General features: G+C 65.9%; 15 protein-coding genes, 1 tRNA gene and 2 rRNA genes. 7 read left to right on the forward strand and 11 right to left on the reverse strand.

All coding sequences use genetic code 11. The features are described from left to right. Positions 1–84 precede the first annotated feature (84 nt). The 4 genes from LT974_RS15180 to LT974_RS15195 all read right to left on the reverse strand — a co-directional run bounded on the left by LT974_RS15180 (position 85) and on the right by LT974_RS15195 (position 6,233). Positions 85–3,006: ribosomal RNA gene (locus LT974_RS15180) — 23S ribosomal RNA — on the reverse strand. A 368-nt stretch (positions 3,007–3,374) separates the two neighbouring features. Further along, positions 3,375–3,446: transfer RNA gene (locus LT974_RS15185), tRNA-Ala, on the reverse strand. Between the two features lie 108 nt (positions 3,447–3,554). Continuing rightward, positions 3,555–5,027, reverse strand: a 16S ribosomal RNA gene (locus tag LT974_RS15190). The 16S and 23S rRNA genes sit together here with 1 tRNA gene alongside, the layout of an rRNA operon. 897 nt (positions 5,028–5,924) lie before the next feature. Beyond that, positions 5,925–6,233 (reverse strand): non-histone chromosomal MC1 family protein, encoded by a 309-nt coding sequence (locus tag LT974_RS15195; protein ID WP_232588458.1) that lies wholly within the window; start codon positions 6,231–6,233, stop codon positions 5,925–5,927. A 225-nt stretch (positions 6,234–6,458) separates the two neighbouring features. Between LT974_RS15195 and LT974_RS15200 the strand changes: the two genes are divergently transcribed. Together LT974_RS15200 and LT974_RS15205 are read left to right on the forward strand one after the other, a co-directional pair. Further along, positions 6,459–6,656 (forward strand): AbrB/MazE/SpoVT family DNA-binding domain-containing protein, encoded by a 198-nt coding sequence (locus LT974_RS15200; protein WP_058984575.1) that lies wholly within the window; start codon positions 6,459–6,461, stop codon positions 6,654–6,656. A 5-nt stretch (positions 6,657–6,661) separates the two neighbouring features. After that, on the forward strand, positions 6,662–7,711 hold the full coding sequence (locus LT974_RS15205) for a quinone-dependent dihydroorotate dehydrogenase (protein ID WP_232588459.1): 1,050 nt from the start codon (positions 6,662–6,664) through the stop codon (positions 7,709–7,711). A gap of 27 nt (positions 7,712–7,738) precedes the next feature. Here the strand turns inward: LT974_RS15205 and pheT are convergent, their stop codons facing one another. The 7 genes from pheT to LT974_RS15240 form a co-directional block, all read right to left on the reverse strand. Then, complete coding sequence (gene pheT / locus LT974_RS15210; RefSeq protein WP_232588460.1) at positions 7,739–9,553, reverse strand: phenylalanine--tRNA ligase subunit beta; 1,815 nt, start codon at positions 9,551–9,553, stop codon at positions 7,739–7,741. Continuing rightward, positions 9,553–11,106, reverse strand: coding sequence for a phenylalanine--tRNA ligase subunit alpha (pheS, locus tag LT974_RS15215; protein ID WP_232588461.1), 1,554 nt, complete (start codon positions 11,104–11,106; stop codon positions 9,553–9,555). The genes pheT and pheS overlap by 1 nt, the downstream gene beginning before the upstream one ends. A gap of 257 nt (positions 11,107–11,363) precedes the next feature. Continuing rightward, positions 11,364–12,926 (reverse strand): tryptophan--tRNA ligase, encoded by a 1,563-nt coding sequence (locus LT974_RS15220; RefSeq protein ID WP_232588462.1) that lies wholly within the window; start codon positions 12,924–12,926, stop codon positions 11,364–11,366. 2 nt (positions 12,927–12,928) lie between these two features. Beyond that, on the reverse strand, positions 12,929–13,960 hold the full coding sequence (endA, locus tag LT974_RS15225; protein WP_232588463.1) for a tRNA-intron lyase: 1,032 nt from the start codon (positions 13,958–13,960) through the stop codon (positions 12,929–12,931). Between the two features lie 25 nt (positions 13,961–13,985). Continuing rightward, entirely contained in the window at positions 13,986–14,738 is a 753-nt protein-coding gene (locus LT974_RS15230) for a PDDEXK family nuclease (RefSeq protein ID WP_232588464.1), read from the reverse strand. 239 nt (positions 14,739–14,977) lie between these two features. Then, positions 14,978–17,416 carry a DEAD/DEAH box helicase gene (locus LT974_RS15235; protein WP_232588465.1) on the reverse strand — a complete coding sequence of 813 codons (2,439 nt, stop codon included), beginning with the start codon at positions 17,414–17,416 and terminating at the stop codon, positions 14,978–14,980. 210 nt (positions 17,417–17,626) lie between these two features. Beyond that, positions 17,627–19,039 carry an MATE family efflux transporter gene (locus LT974_RS15240; protein ID WP_232588466.1) on the reverse strand — a complete coding sequence of 471 codons (1,413 nt, stop codon included), beginning with the start codon at positions 19,037–19,039 and terminating at the stop codon, positions 17,627–17,629. Positions 19,040–19,164: 125 nt separating this feature from the next. Here LT974_RS15240 and lipA point away from each other — a divergent pair, with 125 nt between their 5' ends. The 5 genes from lipA (at position 19,165) to lpdA (ending at position 25,543) form a co-directional block, all read left to right on the forward strand. Then, complete coding sequence (gene lipA / locus LT974_RS15245; protein ID WP_232588467.1) at positions 19,165–20,103, forward strand: lipoyl synthase; 939 nt, start codon at positions 19,165–19,167, stop codon at positions 20,101–20,103. A gap of 393 nt (positions 20,104–20,496) precedes the next feature. Beyond that, on the forward strand, positions 20,497–21,579 hold the full coding sequence (gene pdhA, locus LT974_RS15250) for a pyruvate dehydrogenase (acetyl-transferring) E1 component subunit alpha (protein WP_232588468.1): 1,083 nt from the start codon (positions 20,497–20,499) through the stop codon (positions 21,577–21,579). A 1-nt stretch (position 21,580) separates the two neighbouring features. Beyond that, positions 21,581–22,558, forward strand: a complete 978-nt coding sequence (locus LT974_RS15255; RefSeq protein WP_232588469.1) for an alpha-ketoacid dehydrogenase subunit beta — start codon at positions 21,581–21,583, stop codon at positions 22,556–22,558. Position 22,559: 1 nt separating this feature from the next. Further along, complete coding sequence (locus tag LT974_RS15260; RefSeq protein WP_232588470.1) at positions 22,560–24,074, forward strand: dihydrolipoamide acetyltransferase family protein; 1,515 nt, start codon at positions 22,560–22,562, stop codon at positions 24,072–24,074. Further along, positions 24,074–25,543: a dihydrolipoyl dehydrogenase gene (gene lpdA / locus LT974_RS15265; RefSeq protein WP_232588471.1), complete on the forward strand. Its 1,470-nt coding sequence runs from the start codon at positions 24,074–24,076 to the stop codon at positions 25,541–25,543. Before LT974_RS15260 ends, lpdA begins: the two co-directional genes overlap by 1 nt. Position 25,544 lies beyond the last annotated feature (1 nt).

Genomic DNA, 25,544 nt, shown 5'->3' on the forward strand with positions numbered 1-25,544 from the left:
GGGACGCCAGTATCGGCGAACGTCCGTGTGTAAGTGCAATCCAGTTAACGCCTGGACTCGACCACGTAATGTGGTGAGTGCATGAGTGTGTGGCATTCGGTCGTTTAGTGCTCGCGGGCTGAACGTCTCGTTGCCTTGACGCGTACACCCCGAGTCTATCGAACTCGTCTTCTACGAGAGACCTCAACGGTGATTCTTTTCCAGGTGGGTTTCGAGCTTAGATGCATTCAGCTCTTACCCCGTGGTGCGTAGCTGCTCGGCACTTGCCCTCTCGGACAACCGATACACCAGTGGCACCCGTTCATAGTTCCTCTCGTACTATATGAACGTTCCTGTCAATCACCAATAACACCCCCAATAGATAGCAGCCGACCTGTCTCACGACGGTCTAAACCCAGCTCACGACCTCCTTTAATAGGCGAACAACCTCACCCTTGCCCGCTTCTGCACGGGCAGGATGGAGGGAACCGACATCGAGGTAGCAAGCCACTCGGTCGATATGTGCTCTTGCGAGTGACGACTCTGTTATCCCTAAGGTAGCTTTTCTGTCAGCAATGGCCCGCATCAAGCAGGCTCATTGGTTCGCTAGACCAGGCTTTCGCCTCAGCGTCCCTCGTTGTGTAGGACACTGTCAGACTACCTTATGCTCTTGCGCTCTTCTCCGGGTCTCCGACCCGGATGAGGTAGCCTTAGGGCGCGCTCGATATCTTTTCGAGCGCGTACCGCCCCAGTCAAACTGCCCGGCTACCGGTGTCCTCCTCCCGGAGTTAGGGTCACAGTCACTGACGGGTAGTGTTTCATGGCTGACTCGGCGACGTGCTGGCGCACGCACCTGTGTAACGTCTCCTACCTACCCTGCACATCAGCGACCGTGTCCCAGCGACAGCCTGCAGTAAAGCTCTATAGGGTCTTCGCTTCCCCTTGGGGGTCTCCAGACTCCGCACTGGAACGTACAGTTCACCGGGCCCAACGTTGGGACAGTGAGGCTCTCGTTGATCCATTCATGCAAGCCGCTACTGAAGCGGCAAGGTACTACGCTACCTTAAGAGGGTCATAGTTACCCCCGCCGTTAACGGGTCCTTCGCCCCATTGTACTGGGTGTTCAGATACCCGCACTGGGCAGGATTCAGTGACCGTACGCGTCCTTGCGGATTTGCGGTCACCTATGTTGTTATTAGACAGTCGGAGCCTCCAAGACACTGCGACCTGCCCAATCACTGGGCAGGCATCCCTTATCGCGAACTTACGGGACTAACTTGCCGAATTCCCTAACGTCGGTTGTTCCCGACAGACCTAGGCTTTCGCTGCCAGAGCACCTGTGTCGGATCTTGGTACGGACATCGTGCTCGTCTTTTCACGGGCCCCAGATTGACTCGAGTTTCCCTATTCCGCCGTTCGTCCGCTTCCTGCCATTACGGCTTCCACGGACTTGGACGGTTCGACCGGGCGATGGCCCGGCTCGAGCTACTCCGAGGCGTCGACTTTCACTGCACGATGGCACGAGAATATTAACTCGTTTCCCTTTTGACCCGCTCGAATTACGACGGGACTTAGGACCGGCTAACCCTCGGCTGATAAGCATTGCCGAGGAACCCTTGCTCTTCTCGGTCGTCGGGGTTCTAACCCGACTAACGCTGCTACTATGGCCAGGATTTTCTTCCCCATTCGGTCCACTCGAGTTCTCACCCGAGCTTCCGCCCGAACAGAGTGCCAACCTACTGGATCACGCTGTAACGCGTGCCGTTAGGTCTCGGTGGTGAACTTGAGCCCCGATCATTTTAGGCGCCCCGAACCTCGGCCGGTAAGCTGTTACGCTTTTCTTGGAGGGTAGCTGCTTCTAAGCTCACCTCCCGGCTGTCTAGGGCTCGGGACCACCTTCAATCGCACTTAGCTCACACTTTGGGACCTTAACCTAACTCTGGGTTGTCTCCCTCACGGTACACAGGCTTACCCCGCATACCGGATTCCCTGCGTCGACGGCGTTCGTAGGTTCGGAGTTCGACAGGAGGGCCAACTCCTCTCGGAGTTGGACCCTCCAATCGGTAGCTCTACCCCACGAACTACCTCGGCAGAGGTCATGCTTCGACATGTTTCGGTTGGAACCAGCTGTTGCCAGATTCGATGGGCCTTTCACCCCTACACGTAGGTCACGGGAGGGTATTGAAAGACACCAACCCTAACAGACCTCCACATGGCTTTCGCCATGCTTCATCTTGCCCACGCGTAGATCATCTGGTTTCGGGTCGTGCCCGTTTGACTCCCCGCCCTTGAAGACGGCGGCCCTCGCGCAAAGCGCTGCGGCCATGTCGGTTTCCCTACGCCTCCCCGGATACTCCGGTTAGACTCGTCAAACAGACACACTCCCTGGCTCGTTTTTCAAAACGTACGACGGAACATCGGCTCCTCACAGGTCCTACTACAGGCTCGCGCCTGACTCGTTCCCAGTGAGGCCTTTTATGCCCCGTCGCTCCATCGCCACCTGATTTCAAGCCCTATTTCACCCCCCTTTGTGGGGTGCTTTTCAGCGTTCGTTCACACTACTTGTTCACTATCGGTCTCGGAGAGTACTTAGTCTTGGCAGTCGATGCCTGCCATCTTCACGAGGGATTTCCGACCCCCGCTACTCTGGAGCTGGCTCACGACTTACTTGTCCTCGATACGGGGCTGTCACCCTGTATCGCGCTCCGTTTCAGGAGACTTCGCGAGAACGTTCAGTCGATGCACGCCAGTCCGAACACCACATTGCCCAGAAGGCTTCGGTTTGGACTGTGCCGCGTTCATTCGCCATTACTGACGGCGTCCCATTCGGTTTCTCTTCCTGGCCGTACTGAGATGTTTCAATTCCGGCCGTTCCCTATTGCGCAAAGCAATTGCAGTGGGGATTCCCATTAGGAGATCCTGAGTTCTTCGCCTCCGTGCGGCTCCCTCAGGCTTATCGCAGCTTGGCACGTCCTTCATCGGCATCCGAGCCGAGCTATCCACCAGGTGGCACAGTAGCCACGTTGGATGTCAGCTGCAGAGCAGCTGACGATGGTACTCAACCACACGAAGTGGTCGAGGGTTGTTGGCGGTGAAGCCAACGACGATGAATGTCGACTGTAGAACAGTCGACGATGCTCAACACGTAATGGTTGAGCGCTGTTGAGTCACGGATGTGACCAACAGTCGGTACTCGACCACGGTGGTCGAGTCCAGTGAGCGCCTGGATTGCACTTACACACGGTCGTCATCGTACGTCCTCGTGGTGAACGAAGAGCGTACATAGACCCTTCCCACCCGCACTTTCGCGGGGTGGTGCATCAGTCTTGCTTGGGACTCATCGTATCTCCGTCTCCCACTTAAGGGACACGGTTCAAGATGACTCCCGAGCGGGATGGACCCACTGGGATTCGAACCCAGGGCATCCTCCTTGCAAAGGAGGCACTCTACCACTGAGCTATGGGCCCACCTCCCGATTGGGAGGAGGTTACGTTAGCCTTGATGGTTTGTAGGTGTCCAACTGGTCACGGCGTCGTCGAAAGGTGGGCCAGGGCAACGCCCTGGTCCCGATCGTTAGGAGGTGATCCAGCCGCAGATTCCCCTACGGCTACCTTGTTACGACTTAAGCCCCCTTGCGGAGCCCAGATTCGACCGGCGCATGCCGGCCTCATCCGAACCCCACTCGGGTGCTTTGACGGGCGGTGTGTGCAAGGAGCAGGGACGTATTCACCGCGCGCTTCTGACACGCGATTACTACCGAATCCAGCTTCATGAGGGCGAGTTTCAGCCCTCAATCCGAACTACGATCGAGTTTAGGAGATTAGCGCCTCCTCTCGGAGTTGCATCCCATTGTCTCGACCATTGTAGCCCGCGTGTTGCCCAGCTCATTCGGGGCATACTGACCTACCGTTGCCCGTTCCTTCCTCCGCTTTAGCAGCGGCAGTCCACCTAATGTACCCAGCTACCCAAAGGGTACTGCTGGCAATTAGGAGTGCGGGTCTCGCTCGTTGCCTGACTTAACAGGACGCCTCACGGTACGAGCTGACGGCGGCCATGCACCTCCTCTCAGTAGCATCGGGTAAGGTCATCAACCTGACCGTCATTACTACTGTCGGAGCTGGTGAGATGTCCGGCGTTGAGTCCAATTAAACCGCAGGCTCCTCCGGTTGTAGTGCTCCCCCGCCAATTCCTTTAAGTTTCATCCTTGCAGACGTACTTCCCAGGCGGCCCGCTTCTCGGCTTCCCTACGGCACAGCGCAGGCTCGTAGCCTGCGCCACACCTAGCGGGCATCGTTTACAGCTAGGACTACCCGGGTATCTAATCCGGTTCGAGACCCTAGCTTTCGTCCCTCACTGTCGGATCCGTTCTCCTGAGGCGCTTTCGCCACCGGTGGTCCGTCCAGGATTACAGGATTTCACTCCTACCCCGGACGTACCCCTCAGGTCTTCCGGTCCCAAGCCGAACAGTTTCCGCTGGACGCCTGCTCGTTAAGCGAACAGATTTCCCAACGGACTTGTCCGGCCAGCTACGGACGCTTTAGGCCCAATAATATCGGCCATCACTCGGGCTGCCGGTATTACCGCGGCGGCTGGCACCGGTCTTGCCCAGCCCTTATTCGTACACCACCTTACGGTGTACAAAAGTGAAGGCTCTATGCCTTCACACTCGGAGTCCCCTTATCGCACTTGCGTACAGTGTAAAGGTTTCGCGCCTGCTGCGCCCCGTAGGGCCCGGAATCTTGTCTCAGATTCCGTCTCCGGGCTCTTGCTCTCACAACCCGTACCGATTATTGGCACGGTGGGCCGTTACCCCACCGTCTACCTAATCGACCGCAGCCACATCCTGTGGCGCCGTAGCGTTTCCAGCTCCGCCCGTTCCAGGGGTGGAGCGTTATTGGGAATTAGCCTCAGTTTCCCGAGATTGTTCCCATCCACAGGGTAGTTTGGCCACGTGTTACTGAGCTTTCCGCTGCGGGTCTAAACCCGCACAACTAGCATGGCTAAATCGGACTCCGATAGCAATGGCCTCCGGCAGGATCAACCGGAATGTTTGCTGGGGTTAAACCCCAGCGACCAGAACTAAAAGTCCTGGTTTGGCGGGAACACAAAAGTGTTCCTCATAGCCACGACAAAGCGCCGTGGCCAGTTGGATGTCACCAAACCATCAAGGCTAACATCAGATTCCATCTGTACGGCGGACCGCAGGGGTGGAATCCTCATTCCTTCGGACCTGAACGTAGTCCGCGGTGGGTCATAAACCCATCGGACTTCGCTCGGCCCGAGACGACGTTCGCATTTCCTCCAACGCCCCGTTATTACTTAAGGGCATCGAACCACGCTCGTAAGAGCGAAGGTCGAAGCCCGGAACGGGTCGGAGGTAATGCATCAGTCGGCCGGATAAGCCCGGACAACCTCATCTTCGGACGCATTACCTCGTATTGCCCGTTATTACTTAAGGGCATCGAACCACGCTCGTAAGAGCGAAGGTCGAAGCCCGGAAGCGGGCGTCGGAAGCATACGTCAGTCACCCGGGAAACCCGAGTGACCTCATCGTCGTTCGCATTCTTCCGGAGTGCCCGGTATCACTTAAGGGCGTCGAACCAGACTCGCCGAAGGCGAGGGGTTCGACGCGGGGGCGTCGAGGCGTCAATCAGTGGCGTCGGGTACACCGAGCCACCTCACGTCGTTCGCATCTCATCCGAGTGCCGGGTTACGTAAAACCCCATCGAACCGGAGGCACATCGACACGCCACCGCATACCAGAAAACCACGTGATGGCGTACCGGGGGCTACGCGTGAAAGTACCGCGTGGGTGGAGGTCGGACGGTCGTCCCGCGCGAGTGCGTGCGGTCGGGCCGAGTGCTGCCCACGCAGCTGTCCCTAGTCGTGGGAGCGACTAAGCCGTTACGCGTCGCACACGCGGGCAAAAGATACAGCGAGCGGCGTCAGTCTTCGATGTGTTTGATGCCTTCCTTGGAGACGTTCGCCTTCGTAATCTCGCCGGGCATCCAGTCTGGTTTGTCGCCGGGGGCTTCCTCCTCCCAGGCCCACGCTTCGTAGATGTGGACTTTGTCGGTGCCCTTCTCGCGGAGCCGGAGCTCCTTGCGGTCGGCGTCCTGTTCACTGTCGGCGACGTCCTCGATGCGGCGAGCCGCTTTGAGCGCGGCCTGCCGTGGGGTGTTCCCGCTGAAGACGCTCGTCTCGTCGTTAGATTCTCGGAGCGCGAAGTTGCGCTTGCCGTCCTCACGTACCATGGTTTTGCTCCATGCTATGCGAACACAAGGGCGGGTGATAAATATACCGCCGATTTTGCCGGTAGATTTATGTATTGAGTCGGCTGGTTCGGGGAAAGCGCCGACTTCTCGGGCTGACAGTCATCTGGACGGACTCGCTGTCAGCCGGCGACGGCGCGCGTCAACTCAGACGGTCGGAAGAACTTAAGTACGGTGTGCGGCGAAAGGCAACGTAGACACTTCGCGATGGTTCGCAAGAAGACGCTCAGCCCGAGTGGCGCGAAAGGCGACGACGGGGAGTACCACAACGCCCACGTCAACCTCCACGAGGACGAACTGTCGGTCGCCGGCCTCGACATCGGCGACGAAGTCTTCGTCAGGGTTCGCGAGGACAAGATCATCATCCAGAGAGCCGACCAGGACGACGTCGAGCACGACTTCTGACCGGAATGTACCGGCTGGCCAAACCGCTGTTGTTCCGGCTGCCCCCGGAGACCGCCCACGAGGCGATTACGGGGCTGCTCCGAGTCGCACAGCGCACACGTCTCGAACGCGCGTACGCGGGCCACTACACGGTCGACGACCACCGGCTGTCCGTCGAGGCGTTCGACCAGTCGTTCCCGAACCCCGTCGGAGTGGCCGCTGGGTTCGACAAGAACGCCGAGATACCGCGGGCGCTGGCTGCGCTCGGGTTCGGACACGTCGAGGTCGGCGCAGTCACCGCGGAGGGCCAGCCCGGCAACCCGAAACCCCGGATGTTCCGACTCCGGGAGGACGACGCGCTCGTCAACCGGATGGGGTTCAACAACGCGGGCGCGGACGTCGTGGGCGAGCGCCTCGCCGAACAGCGCCTCCCGGACGTGCCCGTGGGCGTGAACATCGGGAAGTCGAAGTCCACGCCGCTGGAGGACGCCCCCGCGGACTACCGCTACACGTACGAGCAAGTGGCGGAGAACGGCGACTACTTCGTGGTGAACGTCTCCAGCCCGAACACACCGGGGCTGCGCGAGCTCCAGAACCGCGAGCAGCTGGCGGCGATTCTGGAGACGCTCCAGGACGCGGGCGCGGCACCCTTGCTCGTGAAGCTCTCCCCGGACCTCCACCGTGACGCCGTGGTGGACGCCGTCGAGCTTGCGAACGAACTCGGGCTGGACGGCGTCGTCGCGACGAACACGACGACCGACCGGCCGGACGACCTCCGGAGCCCGAACGCCGCGGAGACGGGCGGGCTCTCCGGGCGGCCGATTCGGGAGCGCGCGACCGACCAGGTGCGGTTCGTCGCCGAGCGCACGGACCTCCCGGTGGTCGGCGTGGGTGGCGTGTTCACGGCGGCGGACGCCTATGAGAAGATTCGTGCGGGCGCGTCCATCGTCCAACTGTACACGGGCCTCGTCTACCGCGGACCCGGCATCGCCCGCGACATCAACGAAGGGGTGCTCGAACTGCTCGACCGCGACGGCTTCGATTCGGTCGAAGAAGCGGTCGGCGCGGACCTGTAGGCGCGACGGCAGGGAGCGGCGCTGTTTCTACCGGAGCGCGTCGAGTGCGAACTCGAAGCCGGCGACCGGCACTTCGACGTCGTGGTCGACGACGACCGCAGGGTGAAGTTCCCCGATGACGCCCACGTCCTCGCCGTCGATGACGACGCTCGCGGCGCGGCCGTCGATGAACGAGGGGTGGTCGGTGGCGGGCGTTTCGAGGTCGACGTGGAACTCCTCGCAGAGCGCCGCGAGTCGCGCCTTGGCGTCCTCGTAGGAGGCGTCGTGGCGCGCGAGCACGGCGGCAACCGTCCGCCGTTCGGCCACACCCGTCTCCGTGGCGTCGTCGACGTGTGCAGCGAACCCGATTTCCGCGAGGTCCTGGGGATACGACCGGTGCGTGTTGTTCTCCAGGACGGAGACCAGCGACGGCAGCGCCCACGTGCGGAGGATAGTGAAGTCCTCGCTGTACGGCTCGTCGATGGTGGCGGGTTCGGCAGCACCCACCACGTCGTCCTCCGGCGCGATGCGCATGCGCTCGAAGTTGTCGGCCTCGTTGGTCATGTTGAAGTTCAGGAGGTCCTCGAAGCCGAGGCCGACGAGCGTCTCCCGGGCGGCAGCCTCCAGCCGCGAGGTCTCCGTGCGGCCGCCGATGGTGCCGACGTCGGGGTAGCGCGGCACGAGGTTGTTGAACCCGTACGCGCGCCCGATGTCGTCGACGACATCCACGGGGTGGAGCACGTCGACGCGGTACGGCGGAATCTCCACCTCGTAGGTGAGTTCGTCCCCGCCCTCCGGTTCGGCATCGAGACCCGCACGTTCGGCGAGGTCGACGACCTCGTCGGGTTCGAAGTCGATGCCGAGTAGCGTCTCGACGTGCTCGTGGGGGACCTGTTTGGTCTGGACCTCGAAGTCCGGGCGCACGAGCTCGGTGTCGGCGTACTCGACGGTAACGTCCTCGACGGTGGCACCACGGGCGTCGAGCGCGTAACAGATGATGGCGCACATCCGGTCGATGGTCCACTGGTCGGTGCCGGTGAGTTCGACGAACAGTTCCCGGGAGTCCGTCGAGACCTCGGTGCGGCGACCGTTGATGACCGGCGGGAAACTGAACATCCCGATGTCGTCGTAGATGGCGGGGTAGCGGTCGTAGTTCTCGAGCAGGTCGGCGTACTGCTCGCCGGTCGGGTGTTCGGTGAGCACGTCCGCGGGCGTGCGTTCGGCGTCGTCGTCGAGCGGCACGAACGTGTCGCCGTCGGGCTCGATGCCGGTGTACGTGATGGAGCGCTCGCCCTGGCCGTCCTCGCCGCTGATGGACTCGCTCGCGGTTTCATCGGAAGAGCGAAGCTCTTCCGAGCCTCCGGTCGCTTCACTCCCGGAGACATCGCTCGCACGTTCGGTGGCGCTGCGCGCCACCTGCCCCTTCAGCATCGCGAGGTCGTGGATGCCGATTGCGCCCTTCGCGCGCTTGCGTCCCATCGTCGCGTGGAGTTTCTCCTGCAGTTGGATGAGCGAGTCGAGGGCGTCCTCGTCGAGGTCGACGCCGCGAACCACGGCACCCGTGACGCAGGGCCGCTCGTCGGGGACGTCCTCGACGTGGATGGTCCACTCGGCGCTGTTCGTGTCGGGGACGTAGACGCCCCGGGTGTCGCCGTAGTGGTAGCGCAGCGAGCGCGCGATGCCCTCCACGGAGAGGCGGTCGAGGCGGTCGGCCTCGAACTCGAGTTTGAACTCGCCCTCGTCGGTTTCGCCTTCGTACTCGATGCCGAGCCCGAAGAGGTCGTCTTTGAGGTCGTCGTCGCTCTTCTCGGTGTGGCCGGTGAGCGTGCGGAGTTCGTCGGGGTCGATGTCGACGACGGGCATCAGTACACCACCTCCGCGTCCCGCAGGAAGTCTAGGTCACACAGCGTCCCGTGGACGTCGCGGATGTCCTCGAAGCCGGTGACCAACATCAGCAGGCGTTCGAGTGCGAGCCCCCACGCCATCACGTCGGCTTCGACGCCGAGCGGTTCGAGCATCTCGGGGCGGAAAATCCCGGAGTTCCCGATTTCGATGAGTTCCCCGGTCTCGGGGTGGCGACCGAACAGCTCGAACGACGGCTCCGTGTAGGGGTTGTACGTGGGCTTGAACTCGATGTCCGTGATGCCGAACTGGCTGTAGAACTCCCGGAACGTCCCCATGAGGTCGCGGACGGAGAGGTCCTCGGCCATCACCCAGCCCTCGATTTGGAAGAACTCCAGGAGGTGGGTGGCGTCGAGGGTGTCGTTGCGGTAGGCCTTCTCGACACTGAAGTACCGCGCGGGCGCTTCCACGTCGCCGGCTCCGCCGGCTGCTCGGGGCGTCTTCGACGACCCGGTATCCTCGCCGGCGACGCCGGAGAGGTAGCGGGCGGTGAGACTCGTCGTGTGCCCGCGAAGTGCGAGCGCACGCGCGAAGTCCTCGTCCCACGGCGAGTGGTAGCCGTCGCCGTCCGGTCCGACGCCCTCGCGGTGGGCGCGTTCGACGCGCTCGACGAGGTCCTCCGGTAACTCGTCGATTTTCTCGGGCTGCTCCAGCGCGAACCGGTCCCAGTGGTTGCGCGCGGGGTGGTCCTGGGGCATGAACAGGCAGTCGTTGATATAGAAGTCCGCGTCGACGTGCGGCCCCTCCATCTCCTGGAAGCCCATCCCAACGAGCACGTCCTTGACGCGCTCGGCGGCCTGCCGGAGCACGTGGGTCTTCCCGGGCGTGTACTCCCCGGCGTCGGCCTCGACGTTGTAGGCGGCGAACTCGGCGTCGCGCCACTCGCCGGACGCGAGCATGTCGGGGGTGAGTTGGCCGACTTCCTCGGCAGCTTCGACGCCCGTCATGAGTTCGGTGACGCCGGCCTCCGTCAGCAGCATCGACCGGACGGTGCGCTCGCGGACGGCGACGAGGTCGCGGCGCGCCAACTGGTCGAGCGCGTCGTCGTCCTCGACAGTCCCGCCCTCGGCCAGCGTTTCGAGTGCGGCGGCCTCCGCGTCCGCGCTGGGGTCGGCGTCGGGGTCCGCGGAGAGGTCGCCGCCGTCGATGCTCCCGTACCCCTTCCGAGCGTAGTTCGAGAGCGCGATGTCGACCTGTGGACCCTCCAGTCCGGATGCGCCGATAGCCTCGCCCATCGAGACAGGCTTGTCGTCGGCACCCGCGTCGAGGGCGGCCTCGTAGAGCCGGACTTCCGGCAGACCCTCCTCGGCGTACTCGCGGCCCTCCTCGGTGAGTTCGACATCCTCCTCGGTTTCTTCGATAACGTCCACGAGGCCGGCGTCCTCCAGTTCGAACGCCGCGCCAGTGACCGTCTCCGGCGGCCGCTCGATGTCGGCCGCGAGGTCGGCGATGCGTCTCGGTTCGTCGGCGCTCGCCGCTTCGAGCACCGCGACCTGCTGTGGTGGCAGTTTCATTATGCGTAGGGGTGTGTGGCAGTCAGTTATCCGTTCCGCTCCCAGCCCGAACGAGCGGGTTCGGCCCGCGACGGCTCCCGCCGCCGTTGGGCGTCCACCGGCTCGCTCAGGCGAAGAAGAAACCGAACCCCGGAGCCGCGGCTACTTCGCGTGCGCTGCGACCGGCGCGAGGTTCGGACGCCATGTGCGGGAGCATGGCACGGCCGGTGAAAAGGATTCCGTCAGCGGGCGCGCGGCGTACGTATCGCTTCGCGGTCTCACGTCGTTCGACCGCGCGCCGAATCCAGTTCGACGTCGAGGTCGTCCAGCACTTCCCTCGCTTCCTCGCGTTTCTCCTGGTGGTCCTCGAGGAACTCCTCCATGAGTTCGGCTGCTTCCTCCTTGCAGCCGCCACAGAGCCGTTCACCGCCCGCACACTCCTCGTAGACGCGCTCGGCGAACTCGTCGTCGTCGCCGGCGAGGAGGTAGGCGTACAGCTCGTAGACGGGGCACTTGTCGGGTTCGCCGCCGAGTTCGCGCTGCTTCTCGGCGGTATCACGGCCGCCCGTGGTCGCGGCCTTGACCTTGTCGTAGCCGTCCCCGGGGTCGTCGAGGAGGCTGATGTGGCTGGCGGGAATCGAGGACGACATCTTCCCGCCGGTGAGCCCGGTCATGAAGCGGTGGTAAATCGAGGACGGCGGGACGAAACCGTAGCCGCCGTGGTCGACTTCGACGGCGAGCGCGAGGTCCTCGGCGGTCTCGCGGTCGATTTCGAAGGCGTCGACGTGGCCCTCGAAGACGCGCTTCTCGCCGGCGACTTCGTCGATGAGCGCCTCGAAGGCCTCGTCGGTCGCCTGCCGGTCGAAGAACCGAAGCCGGGGGCGCAGCGGCTCCATCCCAGCGTTTTCGAGTTTCTGGACGACCGACTCGACCACTTCGTCGTCGTAGGCGCCCGTGAGGTCGGCGTCCTCGCGCAGCCAGTCGGCGGCCTCCGCGCACCGCGGGGAGCCGTGGTCCTCGGCGTACTGCTCGCGGGCGTCGTAGGCCGCGGCGACGAGCGGGCGCTCGTCGTCGTCGAACGCGACGCTGGCGTACGCTTCGGTGACCTTGAAGTAGCGCGTGCGCTCGGCGAGGTCGCGCGCGAGCCGCATGTGGGGGTCCTGGTCGGGACCGACCGGAATCACGGTGGGCTTGGACTCTTCGAGTTGCGGGTAGAGGATGTCCGCCATCTGGGTGACGACGCTCTGCATGTGGGAGACGTCGGTCTCGCCGTCGAACCCGTAGATGGCTTCGAACTCCGAGAAGTTCGCCTCCGCGCCGAGCTCGAACGCCAGGTCCTGGAGTTCGCGGTTCGCGGACTGGCGGTAGAGCGTGCCGTCGTCGGCGTCGAAGCCGAGCGCGAGCAGGCTGAGGAGGTAGTCCTTCGCGTGCTCGTCGATTTCGTCCCACGAGAGCCCGCGGGCGGCGTGGGCTTCGAGGTCCGCGATGAGCGCGTACGCGTCCGCGCCCTGCTGTTGGTGCCAGACGATTTCGTCGAACACCATCTTGTGGCCGATGTGGGGGTCGCCGGTCGGCATGAACCCCGACAGCGCGGCGAACGGCTCGTCGTTGCGCATCGCGTCGGCGACGCGGCGGTAGTCGCGGTGCCCGAAGATGATGGCCCGGCGCATCAGGAAGTGCGGGTCGGGCACCTCGTCGATGACGTCGTCGAAGGACTCGATGCCGAACTCCTCGAAGAGTTTGCGGTAGTCCGAAACCGTCGAAGAGCCCCACGGGTCGAGGGCAACGCTGTCCGCGCCCGGCGCGTCCTCGCCGTCCGTCTCGTTGTCTGTATCGGTCATAATTAGGGAGTGAGCCTGCTCACGGAGAGCCAGCGAATCGTGTCCGCACTGGGATTGTCGAGCGCAAAAACCATTCGCTTCCGGACCCCGTGGGCGAGCCGCACGTCCAGCGAGAGGTCCCGCGGCGCGAACACGTAGCCCGCGGGGAGCACGCGCACGAGCAGTTCGGAGTGGCCGAGTTCGTCGACGGATTCGACCTCGCTGTACACGCGGAAGTCCGCGCCGAACTTGAACCCGGTCTTGGGGACCATCCCGCGGTCGCGTAGCGCCCGATAGACGCGCAGCCGGCGGTCGAAACGGTCGGCCTCGCCCGCCCGGCCGCGCTCGACGACCGCCTCGACGTCGTCGTCCCCGAGGTCGAGGACGCCCTGCGCGGCGAGGTACGCGGCTTCCAGCAGCGAGAGTTGAAGCGCGTCGTACTCGGCCGCGCGGCCGCCGAGTGGCTGCCCGTAGAACCCCTGTTCGTGGAGTTCGCTGGGCGCGTCCCAGACGAGCACGCGGTCTTCGAGCAGCGTGCCGCGGACGCCAGTCGGCGGCGTGAAGTCGGTGTCGCCGTCGGGCTCGGTAGCGGCCACGTCGAGGTGCGTGATTTCGCTCTCCTCGTCGACGACCGCGAGCACGACGTCGCCCAGGTCGCCGGCGGGTATCGTTGCGCGCTCGTCGACGACGCGAATCCGGTGTTTCACGACGCCGTCGCCAGGGCCGTTCCCGCGCGGGAACACCACGAAGTCGCCGTCGCCGGGGTCGTTCCACCACGGCTGGCGGTCGGGCGCGAGGTAGAACCCGCGGTCGCGGAGGTCCGCGTAAACGAGGAAGCGCGCGGCGAATCCGGCTTCTCGACCGGCGAAGAACCCCCGGAACCCCGCGCCGTCGACGGCGTCGAGGTCGCCGCGGAACAGCAGGTGGGCGGCCTCCACGAGCGACAGCGCGATCGCGTTTCCGTCGAGCGGGTGGCCGTAGCCGCGGGCGTCGTGGAACCGCTGGCGGGCGTCGCCACCGACCCGGACCTCGTCGCCGTGTAGCTCGCCGTCCATACCGGGAGCGTCGCGCGCCCGACGTTCAACTGTTGCGGTCGCGCCCTCCCGCACTCGGCGTCTGCTCGCAGTCACTGTCGAGACACCGCCGGCCGCTCGGCGTCTCGAAGACCGGCAGCCCGCACTCGCAGGTCCCGTCGACGGTGCCGCGAGGCAGCCGAAAGCTGGCGTCGCACTCCGGACAGGTCGCGTGGAGGCCGCGGTCGGCCTCGATTTCGAGCGCAGCGCCGCAGCGACACGACCACTCGTCGTCGAAGCGCTCGGCGACGACGTCGGCGATGGGCGTGCAGTCGCGGTCCAGACACGCGGTCACCTCGCCGCCGCGTTCCACCCGCAACTGGGGGAGCCCGCAGTCCGGGCAGGATTCGTCGACGACGGCGGCGTCCCGCGGAATCGCGTAGCTCGTCCGGCAGTCGATGCAGACGACGCGCCCACCGTCCCGGACGAGAGTGCCGTCGCACTCGCACGTGCCGACCGGCGGTCCGGCGGGCGACGCGGGATAGTGGGCGTCGCCGTGCTCGGTCGCGCTCTCCACGACGAGGCGTTCGTCGCCGTCCGCCGCGTCGATGCGGAACCCGCGGGCGTCCCGCGTGTACCGGACGACGCCCGGGCGCGTGAGCCACGCCGCGGGCTGGTAGCCGTCCGCGTCGTGGACGAGCACGGTGTCGTCGGGCTTCACGATGACGACGACGTCCCCGCGGAGGTCGCGTTCGGTTCGCCCATCGCTCTCGTAGCGGACGGCACACTCGCCGGCGAGCACGCGAATCGCGTCCTGCATGGCCCGGGTTGGTCCCATCTTGGTATTTCAAGTTTGAGTGTGGGTAGATTCGCTTCGAGAGTTCCGACAGACCGAACGCCCCCTCCCGCTCGCCGCACCTGACTCGCTGCGCGCGCTCGCCATGCTCGCGTGCTTACGTCGTCACGCGCGCCGACCGGTCGGCCCCGTTCGAGTTCCCCCTCCCTACCGGCTGGTCATCCGCAGAAGCAAGTCGGTCGACGAGGTGAGGCGAGAATCGGCTACTCCACGCGGACTGTCCGCGTCTCGGTGACGGGGAGCAGCGGGAGGTCCGAGAAGGAGACGGTGATCTCGAATTCGAGAACGTCGGCGTCCGCGCCGAACACGCCCACGGGAACCGAAAGCTCGTCGTCGAGGTAGCCCGTGGTTTCGGTCATCTCGACGCCGTCCTCAGAAACGCTCCGCGTTTCTGATGTGCTCGGCGAACCATCGGTTCGCCGACCGTTGACGGTGACCGCGACGCCGGCGGCCGCGCCGCCCGCGCTGTTGCGGACGACGACCTCACACATCTGGTTGTCGCCGACCGCGATGCTGTCGGGGAGGTCGCTCCAGTCGACGGTGACGTCGGGCATGTCGGCGGCCTGCTCGGAGACGCTCTCGGCGACGCCCGGGCCGAGCCCGGCTTCTTCCAGGCCATCCTTGCCAGCCTCGCGGACGTCTGCGGGCGTCTCGATGCCCTCGTCGGCGAGTTTGTGCGCGCGGCCGGCGGCGACGCCGTCGAGCGCGGTGAGGCCGACTGCGTCGTCGGGGACGCCGGTGTCGATGCGGGCTTCGAGGCGCGCCGCGACGTTCGCGCCCGCGGGGTCGTCGTAGCGCTCGAAGAACGCGCCCAGCGCGGCGAGCAAGCGGAGCGCGTTCTGCTTGATGACCCACGCGTCCGAGCGCAGTTCCGGCGGGACGGAGCCGTCCATGCTCCCGCGCAGAATCGCGAGCACCTTCCGCGGGCCGGAGTCGAGGTCGTCGGCTTCGCCGCCGACGATTCTATCGACGGCGTCGCGCTCGGACTTGCGCGCGCTCACGCTGTCGAACTCGCCGGCGTTCGCGACCGCGCGGAGCACGCTGTCGGCGTCCCCGTCGCCGTCCGCCACGTCGCGGAACTCACCGGCAGTGTCGAGACGGAGGTAGTACGTCGACGCGAGCACGCCCAGCCGGGTCGCAGAGAGCCCGAGGTCGTCGTCGGTCTCCACGAACCCCTCCTCGACGAGGTCGTCGAGGGTGTCCCGGACGCGGTCCCGAAGCCCCGGGAAGTCGTACGCGTCGGGTTCGGACTGGGCGCGCTGGTAGTAGAACGTCGTCTCCAGCCAGTCCATCACGTCCCCGAGCCCGCGAATCGTGCCCATCGCGATTTCGGCGTTCAGGTGCTCGGCGAGGTCACCGCCGGACTGCGTCCGGCGAGCCTCCGACTGTGAGTCGGAGATTCCTGCGAGCCGGGACTCGATCTCCTTGCCCTCGCGGAGGAGGTCGCGGTACATGTCGGCGTCCGACTCGTCGCAGACCACCCAGCCGTAGCCGACGTCGTCGTAGCCGGGGCGGCCCGCGCGCCCGAGCATCTGGAGAACGTCAAGCGGGCTCATGTCGACCTCGCCTTCGAGGGGGTTGTGGAGTTTCGTGTCCCGGATGACGACGCAACGCGCGGGGAGGTTGACGCCCCACGCGAGCGTCGACGTCGAGAACAAAATCCGAATCTTGCCCTCCCGGAACCACTCCTCGACGAGGTTCTTGTCGTGCGTCGAGAGCCCGGCGTGGTGGAACGCGACGCCGTCCAGCACGGACTTGCGGAGCGTCGCGTTGTCCAGTTCCTCGGCCGCCGTGTGGAACTCGTAGTCGCCCCGCGAACCCACGGGAATGTCGCGTTCGCCGATTTCGTCTCTGGTCTTCTTCGCGGCTTGCACGGTGTCCTGCCGGCTGGAGACGAACACGAGCGCCTGCCCGTCCTCGCGGAGGTGGGGTTCGACGAGGTCCAGCGTCGTGAACAGCCGGCGATACTTGTCCGCGAACGGGTTGTCTCCGTGCGTGTACGTCCGCACGCCCGCGTGAAGGTCCACGGGCCGGTAGTCGTCGCCGAATTCGAAGGTCGTCTCGGGTTCCGCGTCGAGCCACGCCGCCACGTCGTCGATGTTGGGCATCGTGGCGGAGAGCGCGACCACGCGCGGGTCGCAGAGCCGCCGCCAGCGCGACACCACCACTTCCAGCACGCTGCCGCGCTTCTCGGAGTCCAGCAGGTGAACCTCGTCGATGACCACGCAGTCGACGTCGGTGACGAACGAGTAGCGCGGCGAGTCGTGTTTCCGGGTGGCGGAGTCGGCCTTCTCGGGCGTCATCACGAGCACGTCCGCGCGCTCCGCGCGGCGGGGGTTGAGGTCGCGCTCCCCGGTGACGACGTACACCGAGTAGCCGAGCTCCTCGAAGCGCTCCCACTCGGACTCCTTCTCGTTGGTGAGCGCGCGCAGCGGCGCGACGAACACCGCGGTGCCGCCGGCGTCGAGGGTCTGGCAGATGGCCAGTTCCGCGAGCGCGGTCTTCCCGCTGCCCGTCGGGGCGGACGCGACGACGTTGGCCTCGGAGTTCACGAGCGCTGGCACCGCCTCGCGCTGCATCTCGTTGAACTCGTCGAAGGGAAAGGCGTCGGCGAATTGGGGGACGACCTCGGCGACTTCCATCACCAGTTGGGGAAGGCGGGTGGGCGGATAGGCGTTTCCTTAGTGGCGTGGTTCGGAGGGAGTGAGCGCGTGGTTCGGAGCGAACGAAGTGAGCGAGAACCACGGAACAGCGAACGGCTACCGTCGGGAGCCGTGAGCGAAGCGAACGACCGAGAACCACGTCGATGCGAACGAAGTGAACGAGAACCACGCGCTCCCCGCCACGAGCACTCAGTCTGTCGCGTCCGCGGCCATCGAGGACGCGACGCGTTCGAGCAGCCCGCGGTCCGTCGAGTAGTAGAAGTAGGCGGTGACGCCGACGGCGGCGACGACGTTCGACAGCGTAATCGCCCAGAACGCGGCGTACACCGGGACCGAGAGCACGACGACGTACGCGCCGACGACCGCGATGGGCAGCCGGACGACCCAGTACTGGAGCATCGTCGCGACCATCGACACCTGAGTCTTTCCGGCGCCGTTGAATCCGCCCTGCACGGGGTAGATGACGCCGAACGCCCAGTAGCCGACCGCGAGAATCTGGAGGTACGCGACCGTGTACGTGAGCGCGTCGCCGTCGAGGCTGGGCGCGAACACGCTCGCGATGAGATCGGGAATCGCGAACTGGACGACGCCGACGAGCGCGAGGCCGACCGTCGCGACGCCCGCGGCGAGCCACGTCGCGCGGATCGCCCGAGCGGGGCGCTCCGCGCCGAGGTTCTGGCCGACGACGCTGGCGACCGCGCTCCCGACGGCGATAGCGGGGACGAACGCGAGCGTCGAGATGCGCATCCCGACGGTGTACGCCGCCAGTCCCGCGCTCCCGCCGACGCCGGAGACGATGGCGACCATGAGGAGGCGCGCGGTCTGGCGGCCGCCCTCCTGGCCGGCCTTCGGCACGCCGATTTCGAGGACGTCGCGCAGCGAGTCGAGGCGGAGCCGCATCGCCTCGCGCGTGTACGCGAAGTCGGTGAACTCGGTGGTGGCGAGCGCGACGGCGACGGCGAACCCGACGACGTAGCCGGCGGCGGTGCCGAGCGCGGCACCGAGGATGCCGTAGCCGGCGAAGCCGGCGATGCCCCAGCCGACGACGAGAAACGGGTCGAGAACGACGTTGACGGCGACGGCGACGACGTTGACAACGAGCGCCGCGCGGGAGTCCCCCCAGCCGACGAACGCGCCCTCGATGGCGTCACTCATTCCGCCGAACACCATGCCTCCGAGGATGACGACGAGGTAGAGCGCGCCGAGTTCGACGACGACTTCGCCGGGGTCGAACAACGCGAGCACGTCGGTAGCGAAGATGGCGGCGAACGCGAGCGCCGCGAGGTTGAATGCGAGCGCGACGAGGATGGCGTGGACGGCGGCGCGGCGTGCGGCCCCGTCCTTCTCCGCGCCGGCGTGCTGGGCGACGAGCACCTGCCCGCCAGTCAGCGCGACGTGGTTGCCGAGCGTGAGAAGCGCGAGCACCGGCGCGACGAGGCCGACGGCGGCGACCGCTTCCTCACTGACGCGGCCGAGCCAGAACGCGTCGACGACCTGCTGGAGGACGACGACGTACTGCTGGACGACCAGGGGGGCGGCGACGTAGAACAGCGCCCGGGAGAGCGGGCCGTCGGTTATATCCTCGCGAGACACGTCAAACATTTTGCTTCTTGCGGGTAGTTTGAACGTCCGAGCGCCTCCTCTTTAACATGTGGGGTCCGCTTTCGGGGCACGTTGCCGGCGCTACGAACCCCACTGTTTTTGCGGTGCCACGCGAAGGGACGGTCATGAGCAGTCGGCGGAAGCCGGACTGGCTGAAGATGCGGCCGCCGTCCGGAGAACGATTCACGGATATCAAGGAGACGCTCCGGGAGCACGACCTCCACACGGTCTGCGAGGAGGCGTCCTGCCCCAACATGGGGGAGTGTTGGTCGGGTCGCAACGGCCCGGGCACCGCGACGTTCATGCTGATGGGCGACCGGTGCTCGCGGGGCTGCAACTTCTGCGACGTCGAGACCGGCGGGATGGAGCCGCTGGACCGCGACGAGCCCGCCAACGTCGCGGAGTCCGTCGCGAAAATCGGGCTGGACTACGTCGTCCTCACCTCCGTCGACCGCGACGACCTCGACGACCAGGGCGCGGGCCACTTCGCGCAGACGATTCGGGAAATCAAAGAGCGCGACCCCTCGATTCTGGTGGAGGTGCTGATTCCGGACTTTCAGGGGGAGGAGCGCCTCGTCCGGAAGATCATCGACGCCGGTCCAGACGTCATCGCGCACAACGTCGAGACCGTCGAGCGCCGCCAGTTCCCGGTGCGGGACCGCCGCGCGGGCTACGAGCAGTCCCTCGCGGTGCTCGACCAGGTGAACCGCGAGTCCGACATCTACACCAAGACGAGCCTGATGCTCGGCGTCGGCGAGTACGACCACGAAGTCTACCAGACGCTCGGTGACCTCCGCGAGGTCGGCGTGGACGTGGTGACGCTCGGCCAGTACCTCCAGCCGTCGCGCTCGCACCTCGACGTCGCGGACTACGTCCACCCCCAGAAGTTCGAGACGTGGCGCCGCGTCGCCGAGACGGAGTTCGACTTCCTCTACTGCGCCTCCGGCCCGATGGTGCGGTCGTCGTACAAAGCCGGGGAGTTGTTCGTCGACGCCGTGCTGCGGGAGGGGAAGAGCATCGAGGAGGCGCGCAGCGAGGCGCGACAACGGAGCGCCTCGGACTGAGCGAGCGGCGTCAGCCGCGAGCAGGGAGGACGCCCGAAGGGCGGCCTCCGACTGAGCGAGCGGGGAGCGCGTGCTCGACCGCAGGGAGAGCACGGAACGGCGAACGGCGAACGGAGTGAGCCGTGAGCGAACCACCACGTGACCGGGTTTCTGAACGACGCCGAACTCCGGCAATACTTCGAGTGTGGTGTCTGTACGCCCAATTTACGAGCCTAGTATCGAACGTTCAGGAAGCTACGTTGGCTAGTAGTGAACGTGAGTTGTGGAAAACGCCGCGTCGATGACCCGCTAGAAAGACCGTTACGAAAATCATATGGTCGCAGGGGGTGATTCTCCACACATGTCAGGACGGGGGTACCCGTGACTGCGACCGTGCACCGAGAACCCGACGACATGGTACGGGTGCTCAACGAGGACGGTGAGGTCGTCGACGGCGCCGAGGTCCCGGACCTCGACGGCGACGAGCTCGTCGAGATGTACCGGACGATGAAGCTCGCTCGGCGCTTCGACGAGCGGGCGGTGAGCCTCCAGCGGCAGGGTCGCATCGGCACGTACCCGCCGCTGTCCGGCCAGGAGGGCGCGCAAGTCGGCTCCGCGATGGCGCTCGGCGACGACGACTGGATGGTGCCGAGTTACCGCGAGCACGCCGCCTCGCTCGTGCAGGGCCTCCCGCTGAAGCAGACGTTGCGGCTCTGGATGGGCGACGAGAACGGCGCGCGCGTCCCCGAGGACGTGAACCTGTTCACCGTCGCGGTGCCCATCGCGTCCCAGATTCCGCACGCGACCGGGCTGGCGTGGGCGTCGAAGCTCAAGGACGAGCAGGACAAGGCGTTCCTCTGTTACTTCGGGGACGGCGCGACCAGCGAGGGCGACTTCCACGAGGGGCTGAACTTCGCGGGCGTCTTCGACACGCCGAACGTGTTCTTCTGTAACAACAACCAGTGGGCGATCAGCGTGCCCCGCGAGCGGCAGACGGCGTCGAAGACGCTCGCGCAGAAGGCCGAGGCGTACGGCTTCGAGGGCGTGCAGGTCGATGGGATGGACCCGCTAGCGGTGTACGCGGTGACGAAGGCGGCCGTCGAGAAGGCCAAGGAGCCCGCCGAGGGCGAACTGCGGCCGACGATGATCGAGGCAGTCCAGTACCGGTTCGGCGCGCACACGACCGCCGACGACCCCTCCGTCTACCGCGAGGAGGAGGAGGTCGAGGAGTGGAAGGCGAAGGACCCGATTCCGCGCCTGGAGAAGTATCTGCAGCGGACCGACCGGCTGGACGACGAGACGATTACGGACATCGAGGCGGACGTCGAGGACCGCGTGGCGGACGCCATCGCGGCCGCCGAGGAGACGCCGCGGCCCGACCCCGTGGAGATGTTCCAGAACGTCTACGCGGAGATGCCGGGCCGGCTCGAGAAACAACTGGAGTGGTTCCAGTCCATCCGCGCCGAACACGGCGACGAAGCGCTACTGGAGGACTAACATGGGAGAGAACTTGACGCTAGTGCAGGCGGTACGGGACGGCCTCCGCGACGAGATGGCCGAGGACGACGACGTGCTCGTGATGGGCGAGGACGTCGGGAAGAACGGCGGCGTGTTCCGCGCGACCGAGGGGCTCTACGACGAGTTCGGCGAGGAGCGCGTCATCGACACGCCGCTGGCGGAGTCCGGCATCATCGGCTCCGCCATCGGGATGGCCGCGTACGGCCTGAAGCCGGTGCCCGAAATCCAGTTCTCGGGATTCATGTACCCGGGTTTCGACCAAATCGTGAGCCACATGGCGCGGCTGCGGACGCGCTCCCGCGGCCGGTTCACGTGTCCGATGGTGTTGCGCGCGCCGTTCGGTGGCGGCATCCGCGCGCCCGAGCACCACTCCGAGTCGAAGGAAGCGTTCTACGTCCACGAGGCCGGGCTGAAGGTCGCGATTCCGAGCACGCCCCACGACGCGAAGGGGATGCTCATCGCGGCGATACGTGACCCGGACCCGGTCATCTTCCTCGAGCCGAAGAAAATCTACCGCGCGTTCCGCGAGGAAGTGCCGGACGGCCCCTACGAGGTCGAACTCGGAGAGGCCGCGGTCCGCCGCGAGGGCAGCGACGTCTCCGTGTTCACGTGGGGCGCGATGACCCGGCCGACGCTGGAAGCCGCGGAGAACATGGCCGACGACGTGGACGTGGAGGTCGTGGACCTCCGGACGCTGAGCCCGCTCGACGAGGAGACCGTCGTGGCGTCCTTCGAGAAGACGGGCCGAGCGGCCATCGTCCACGAGGCACCGAAGACGGCGGGCGTCGGCGCGGAACTCACCGCGACGCTCCAGGAGGAGGCGCTGCTCCACCAGGAGGCACCGATTAAGCGCGTCACGGGGTTCGACGTGCCGTTCCCGCTGGCCGCGCTGGAAGACTACCACCTGCCCGAACCCGAGCGCATCGAGTCGGGCATCCGGGAGACCGTGGAGTTCTGAGATGGCACGAGAGTTCAAACTACCCGACGTCGGCGAGGGCGTAGCGGAGGGCGAAATCGTCAGTTGGCTGGTCTCGGAGGGCGACACCGTCACCGAGGACCAGCCGGTCGCCGAGGTGGAGACCGACAAGGCGGTCGTCGAGGTCCCCGCCCCGGTGAACGGGACGGTCCGAACCCTGCACTACGACGCGGGCGACGTGGTGCCGGTCGGCGACGTCATCGTCACCTTCGACGTGGAGGGCGAGGCGGCCGAATCGGAGAGCGAGGCCGCCGAAGCGGCGGCGGAATCGGCAAGCGAGGAAGCCACCGAAGCGGCGACCGAATCCGCGTCGAAATCCGCCACGGAGCAGGCATCGACGCGGACGTTCGCGCCGCCGAGCGTGCGTCGGCTCGCGCGCGAACTCGACGTCGACCTCGATTCCGTGGAGGGAACGGGGCCGTCGGGACGCGTGACCGAGGGCGACGTGCGCGCCGCAGCGGAAGGCCACGCAACCGAGCCACAGGAAGAGCCACCGGACGAGGTGCGTTCGGCCGTGGAGCCAGTCGGCGAGCAGGCCGCCGAGCACACGGAAGCCGAGACACCCGCGGTGGAGTCGGCGACCGAACCGGCGGGCCGCGAGACGACGCTCGCTGCGCCCGCGACCCGCGGGCTGGCGAAGGAACTCGGCGTGAACATCCACGACGTGCCGGCCGTGGAGGAGCGCGACGGCGAGGCGTTTGTCACTGCCGAGGCAGTTCAGGAGTACGCCGAGGGCGGCACCGCCGCGCAGGGCGAGACGGCGGCGGCCGCACCTGAGCGCGAACGCGAATTCGTCGAGGGCGGCGAGACGACGCAGCCGTACCGCGGCGTCCGCCGCAGCATCGGCGAGCAGATGGCCGAGTCGAAGTACACCGCGCCCCACGTCACGCACCACGACACGGCGGTCATCGACGACCTCGTGGAGACGCGGACGAAGCTCACGGAGCGCGCGGCAGAGCAGGACGTGAAGCTCACGTACCTGCCGTTCGTGATGAAGGCGGTCGTCTCGGGGCTGCAGGAGTACCCGATTCTGAACTCCGAACTCCGCGAGGACGAGGAGGAAATCGCGCTCAAGCAGGACTACAACATCGGCGTCGCAGTTGCGACCGACCACGGGCTGATGGTGCCGGTCGTGAAGCACGTCGACCAGAAGTCCATCCTCGACATCGCTGCGGAGGTGAACGAACTCGCAGCGAAGGCGCGGGACCGCTCGATTTCCCGCGAGGAGATGCAGGGCGGGACGTTCACCATCACGAACTTCGGCGCGGTCGGCGGCGAGTACGCGACGCCCATCATCAACTACCCCGAGACCGCGATTCTCGGATTGGGCGGCATCGACGAGCGGCCGGTCGCCGAGGACGGCGAGGTGCGGGCGGCGCAGACGCTGCCGCTGTCGCTGTCCATCGACCACCGCGTCGTCGACGGCGCGGAGGCCGCGCGGTTCACGAACCACGTGATGGAGCGACTGACTGACCCCGAACTACTACTACTCGAATAATGGTTGTTGGAGACGTATCCACTGGAACGGACGTGGCGGTCGTCGGCGGCGGGCCGGGCGGCTACGTCGCGGCGATTCGCGCCGCACAGCTCGGCCTCGACGCGACGCTCGTGGAGATGGACGCCTACGGCGGGACGTGCCTGAACTACGGCTGCATCCCCTCGAAGGCCCTGATTACGGCGACGGACGTCGCCCACGACGCGAGCAACGCCGAGGAGATGGGTATCTACGCCGACCCGGACGTGGACTTCGGGGAGATGGTCGCCTGGAAGGACGGCGTCGTCGACCAGCTCACCGGCGGCGTCGAGAAGCTCTGTAAGGCCAACGGCGTCAACCTCATGCAGGGCCGCGCGGAGTTCGCGGGCAACGACAAGCTCCGTGTCGTCCACGGGGGCGAGGGCCAGGGCTCGGAAACCATCGAATACGAGCACTGCATCGTCGCGACGGGCTCGCAGCCCATCGAGGTGCCGGGCTTCGAGTTCGACGCCGACCCCGTGCTCGATTCGCGGCAGGCGCTCGCGATGGACGAACTCCCGGACTCCATCGTCGTGGTGGGCGCGGGCTACATCGGGATGGAGATTTCGACCGTGCTCGCGAAGCTCGGCGTCGACGTCACCGTCGTGGAGATGCTCGACGAAGCGCTCGCGGGCTACCCCGACGACCTCACTCAGCCCGTCAAGCAGCGCGCAGAGGGCCTCGGCATCGACTTCGAGTTCGGACTCGCCGCCGACTCCTGGACGGAGTCCGGCGACGGCATCGTCGTCACCGCCGAAGACGAGAACAGAGAGGCGTCGAAGACGCCTCAGGCAGACGGCGAAGCCGTCGACGGCGACACGACCGAATTCGAGACTGACAACGTGCTCGTGGCGGTCGGCCGCGAGCCCGTGACGGACACCCTGAACCTGGACGCAATCGACCTCGAACCGAACGACGACGGCCGCCTCGAAACCGACGACCAGGCGCGCACGGCCGTCGAGAACGTCTTCGCCATCGGTGACGTCGCGCCGGGGCCGATGCTCGCGCACAAGGCCAGCAAGGAGGGGCAGGTCGCGGCTGAAGTCGCGGCCGGCGAGCCCGCGGCGCTGGACTATCAGGCCATCCCCGCGGCGGTGTTCACGGACCCCGAGATCGCGACCGTCGGCCTCACTGAGGACGAGGCCAGCGCGGAGGGCTTCGAGCCCGCGGTCGGGACGTTCCCGTTCCGCGCAAGCGGCCGCGCGCTCACCACGGGCGACAGCGAGGGGTTCGTCCGCGTCGTCGCCGACGAGGAGTCGGGCTTCCTGCTCGGCGCGCAAATCGTCGGTCCCGAGGCCAGCGAACTGATTGCGGAACTCGGCCTCGCCATCGAGATGGGTGCCACGCTCGAAGACGTCGCCTCGACGATTCACACCCACCCGACGCTCGCGGAATCGACGATGGAGGCCGCCGAGCACGCGCTCGGCCACGCCATCCACACCCTGAATCGGTAGC

It is taken from the genome of Halobacterium noricense, from assembly GCF_021233435.1.
Classification (GTDB): Archaea; Halobacteriota; Halobacteria; order Halobacteriales; family Halobacteriaceae; genus Halobacterium; species Halobacterium noricense.

Excerpts from the sequence above, each read along its gene's own strand:
- LT974_RS15195 (WP_232588458.1), bottom strand. The coding sequence starts at position 6,233 with ATGGTACGTGAGGACGGCAAGCGCAACTTCGCGCTCCGAGAATCTAAC.
- LT974_RS15200 (WP_058984575.1), top strand. The coding sequence starts at position 6,459 with ATGGTTCGCAAGAAGACGCTCAGCCCGAGTGGCGCGAAAGGCGACGAC.
- LT974_RS15205 (WP_232588459.1), top strand. The coding sequence starts at position 6,662 with ATGTACCGGCTGGCCAAACCGCTGTTGTTCCGGCTGCCCCCGGAGACC.
- pheT (WP_232588460.1), bottom strand. The coding sequence starts at position 9,553 with ATGCCCGTCGTCGACATCGACCCCGACGAACTCCGCACGCTCACCGGC.
- pheS (WP_232588461.1), bottom strand. The coding sequence starts at position 11,106 with ATGAAACTGCCACCACAGCAGGTCGCGGTGCTCGAAGCGGCGAGCGCC.
- LT974_RS15220 (WP_232588462.1), bottom strand. The coding sequence starts at position 12,926 with ATGACCGATACAGACAACGAGACGGACGGCGAGGACGCGCCGGGCGCG.
- endA (WP_232588463.1), bottom strand. The coding sequence starts at position 13,960 with ATGGACGGCGAGCTACACGGCGACGAGGTCCGGGTCGGTGGCGACGCC.
- LT974_RS15230 (WP_232588464.1), bottom strand. The coding sequence starts at position 14,738 with ATGCAGGACGCGATTCGCGTGCTCGCCGGCGAGTGTGCCGTCCGCTAC.
- LT974_RS15235 (WP_232588465.1), bottom strand. The coding sequence starts at position 17,416 with ATGGAAGTCGCCGAGGTCGTCCCCCAATTCGCCGACGCCTTTCCCTTC.
- LT974_RS15240 (WP_232588466.1), bottom strand. The coding sequence starts at position 19,039 with ATGTTTGACGTGTCTCGCGAGGATATAACCGACGGCCCGCTCTCCCGG.
- lipA (WP_232588467.1), top strand. The coding sequence starts at position 19,165 with ATGAGCAGTCGGCGGAAGCCGGACTGGCTGAAGATGCGGCCGCCGTCC.
- pdhA (WP_232588468.1), top strand. The coding sequence starts at position 20,497 with ATGGTACGGGTGCTCAACGAGGACGGTGAGGTCGTCGACGGCGCCGAG.
- LT974_RS15255 (WP_232588469.1), top strand. The coding sequence starts at position 21,581 with ATGGGAGAGAACTTGACGCTAGTGCAGGCGGTACGGGACGGCCTCCGC.
- LT974_RS15260 (WP_232588470.1), top strand. The coding sequence starts at position 22,560 with ATGGCACGAGAGTTCAAACTACCCGACGTCGGCGAGGGCGTAGCGGAG.
- lpdA (WP_232588471.1), top strand. The coding sequence starts at position 24,074 with ATGGTTGTTGGAGACGTATCCACTGGAACGGACGTGGCGGTCGTCGGC.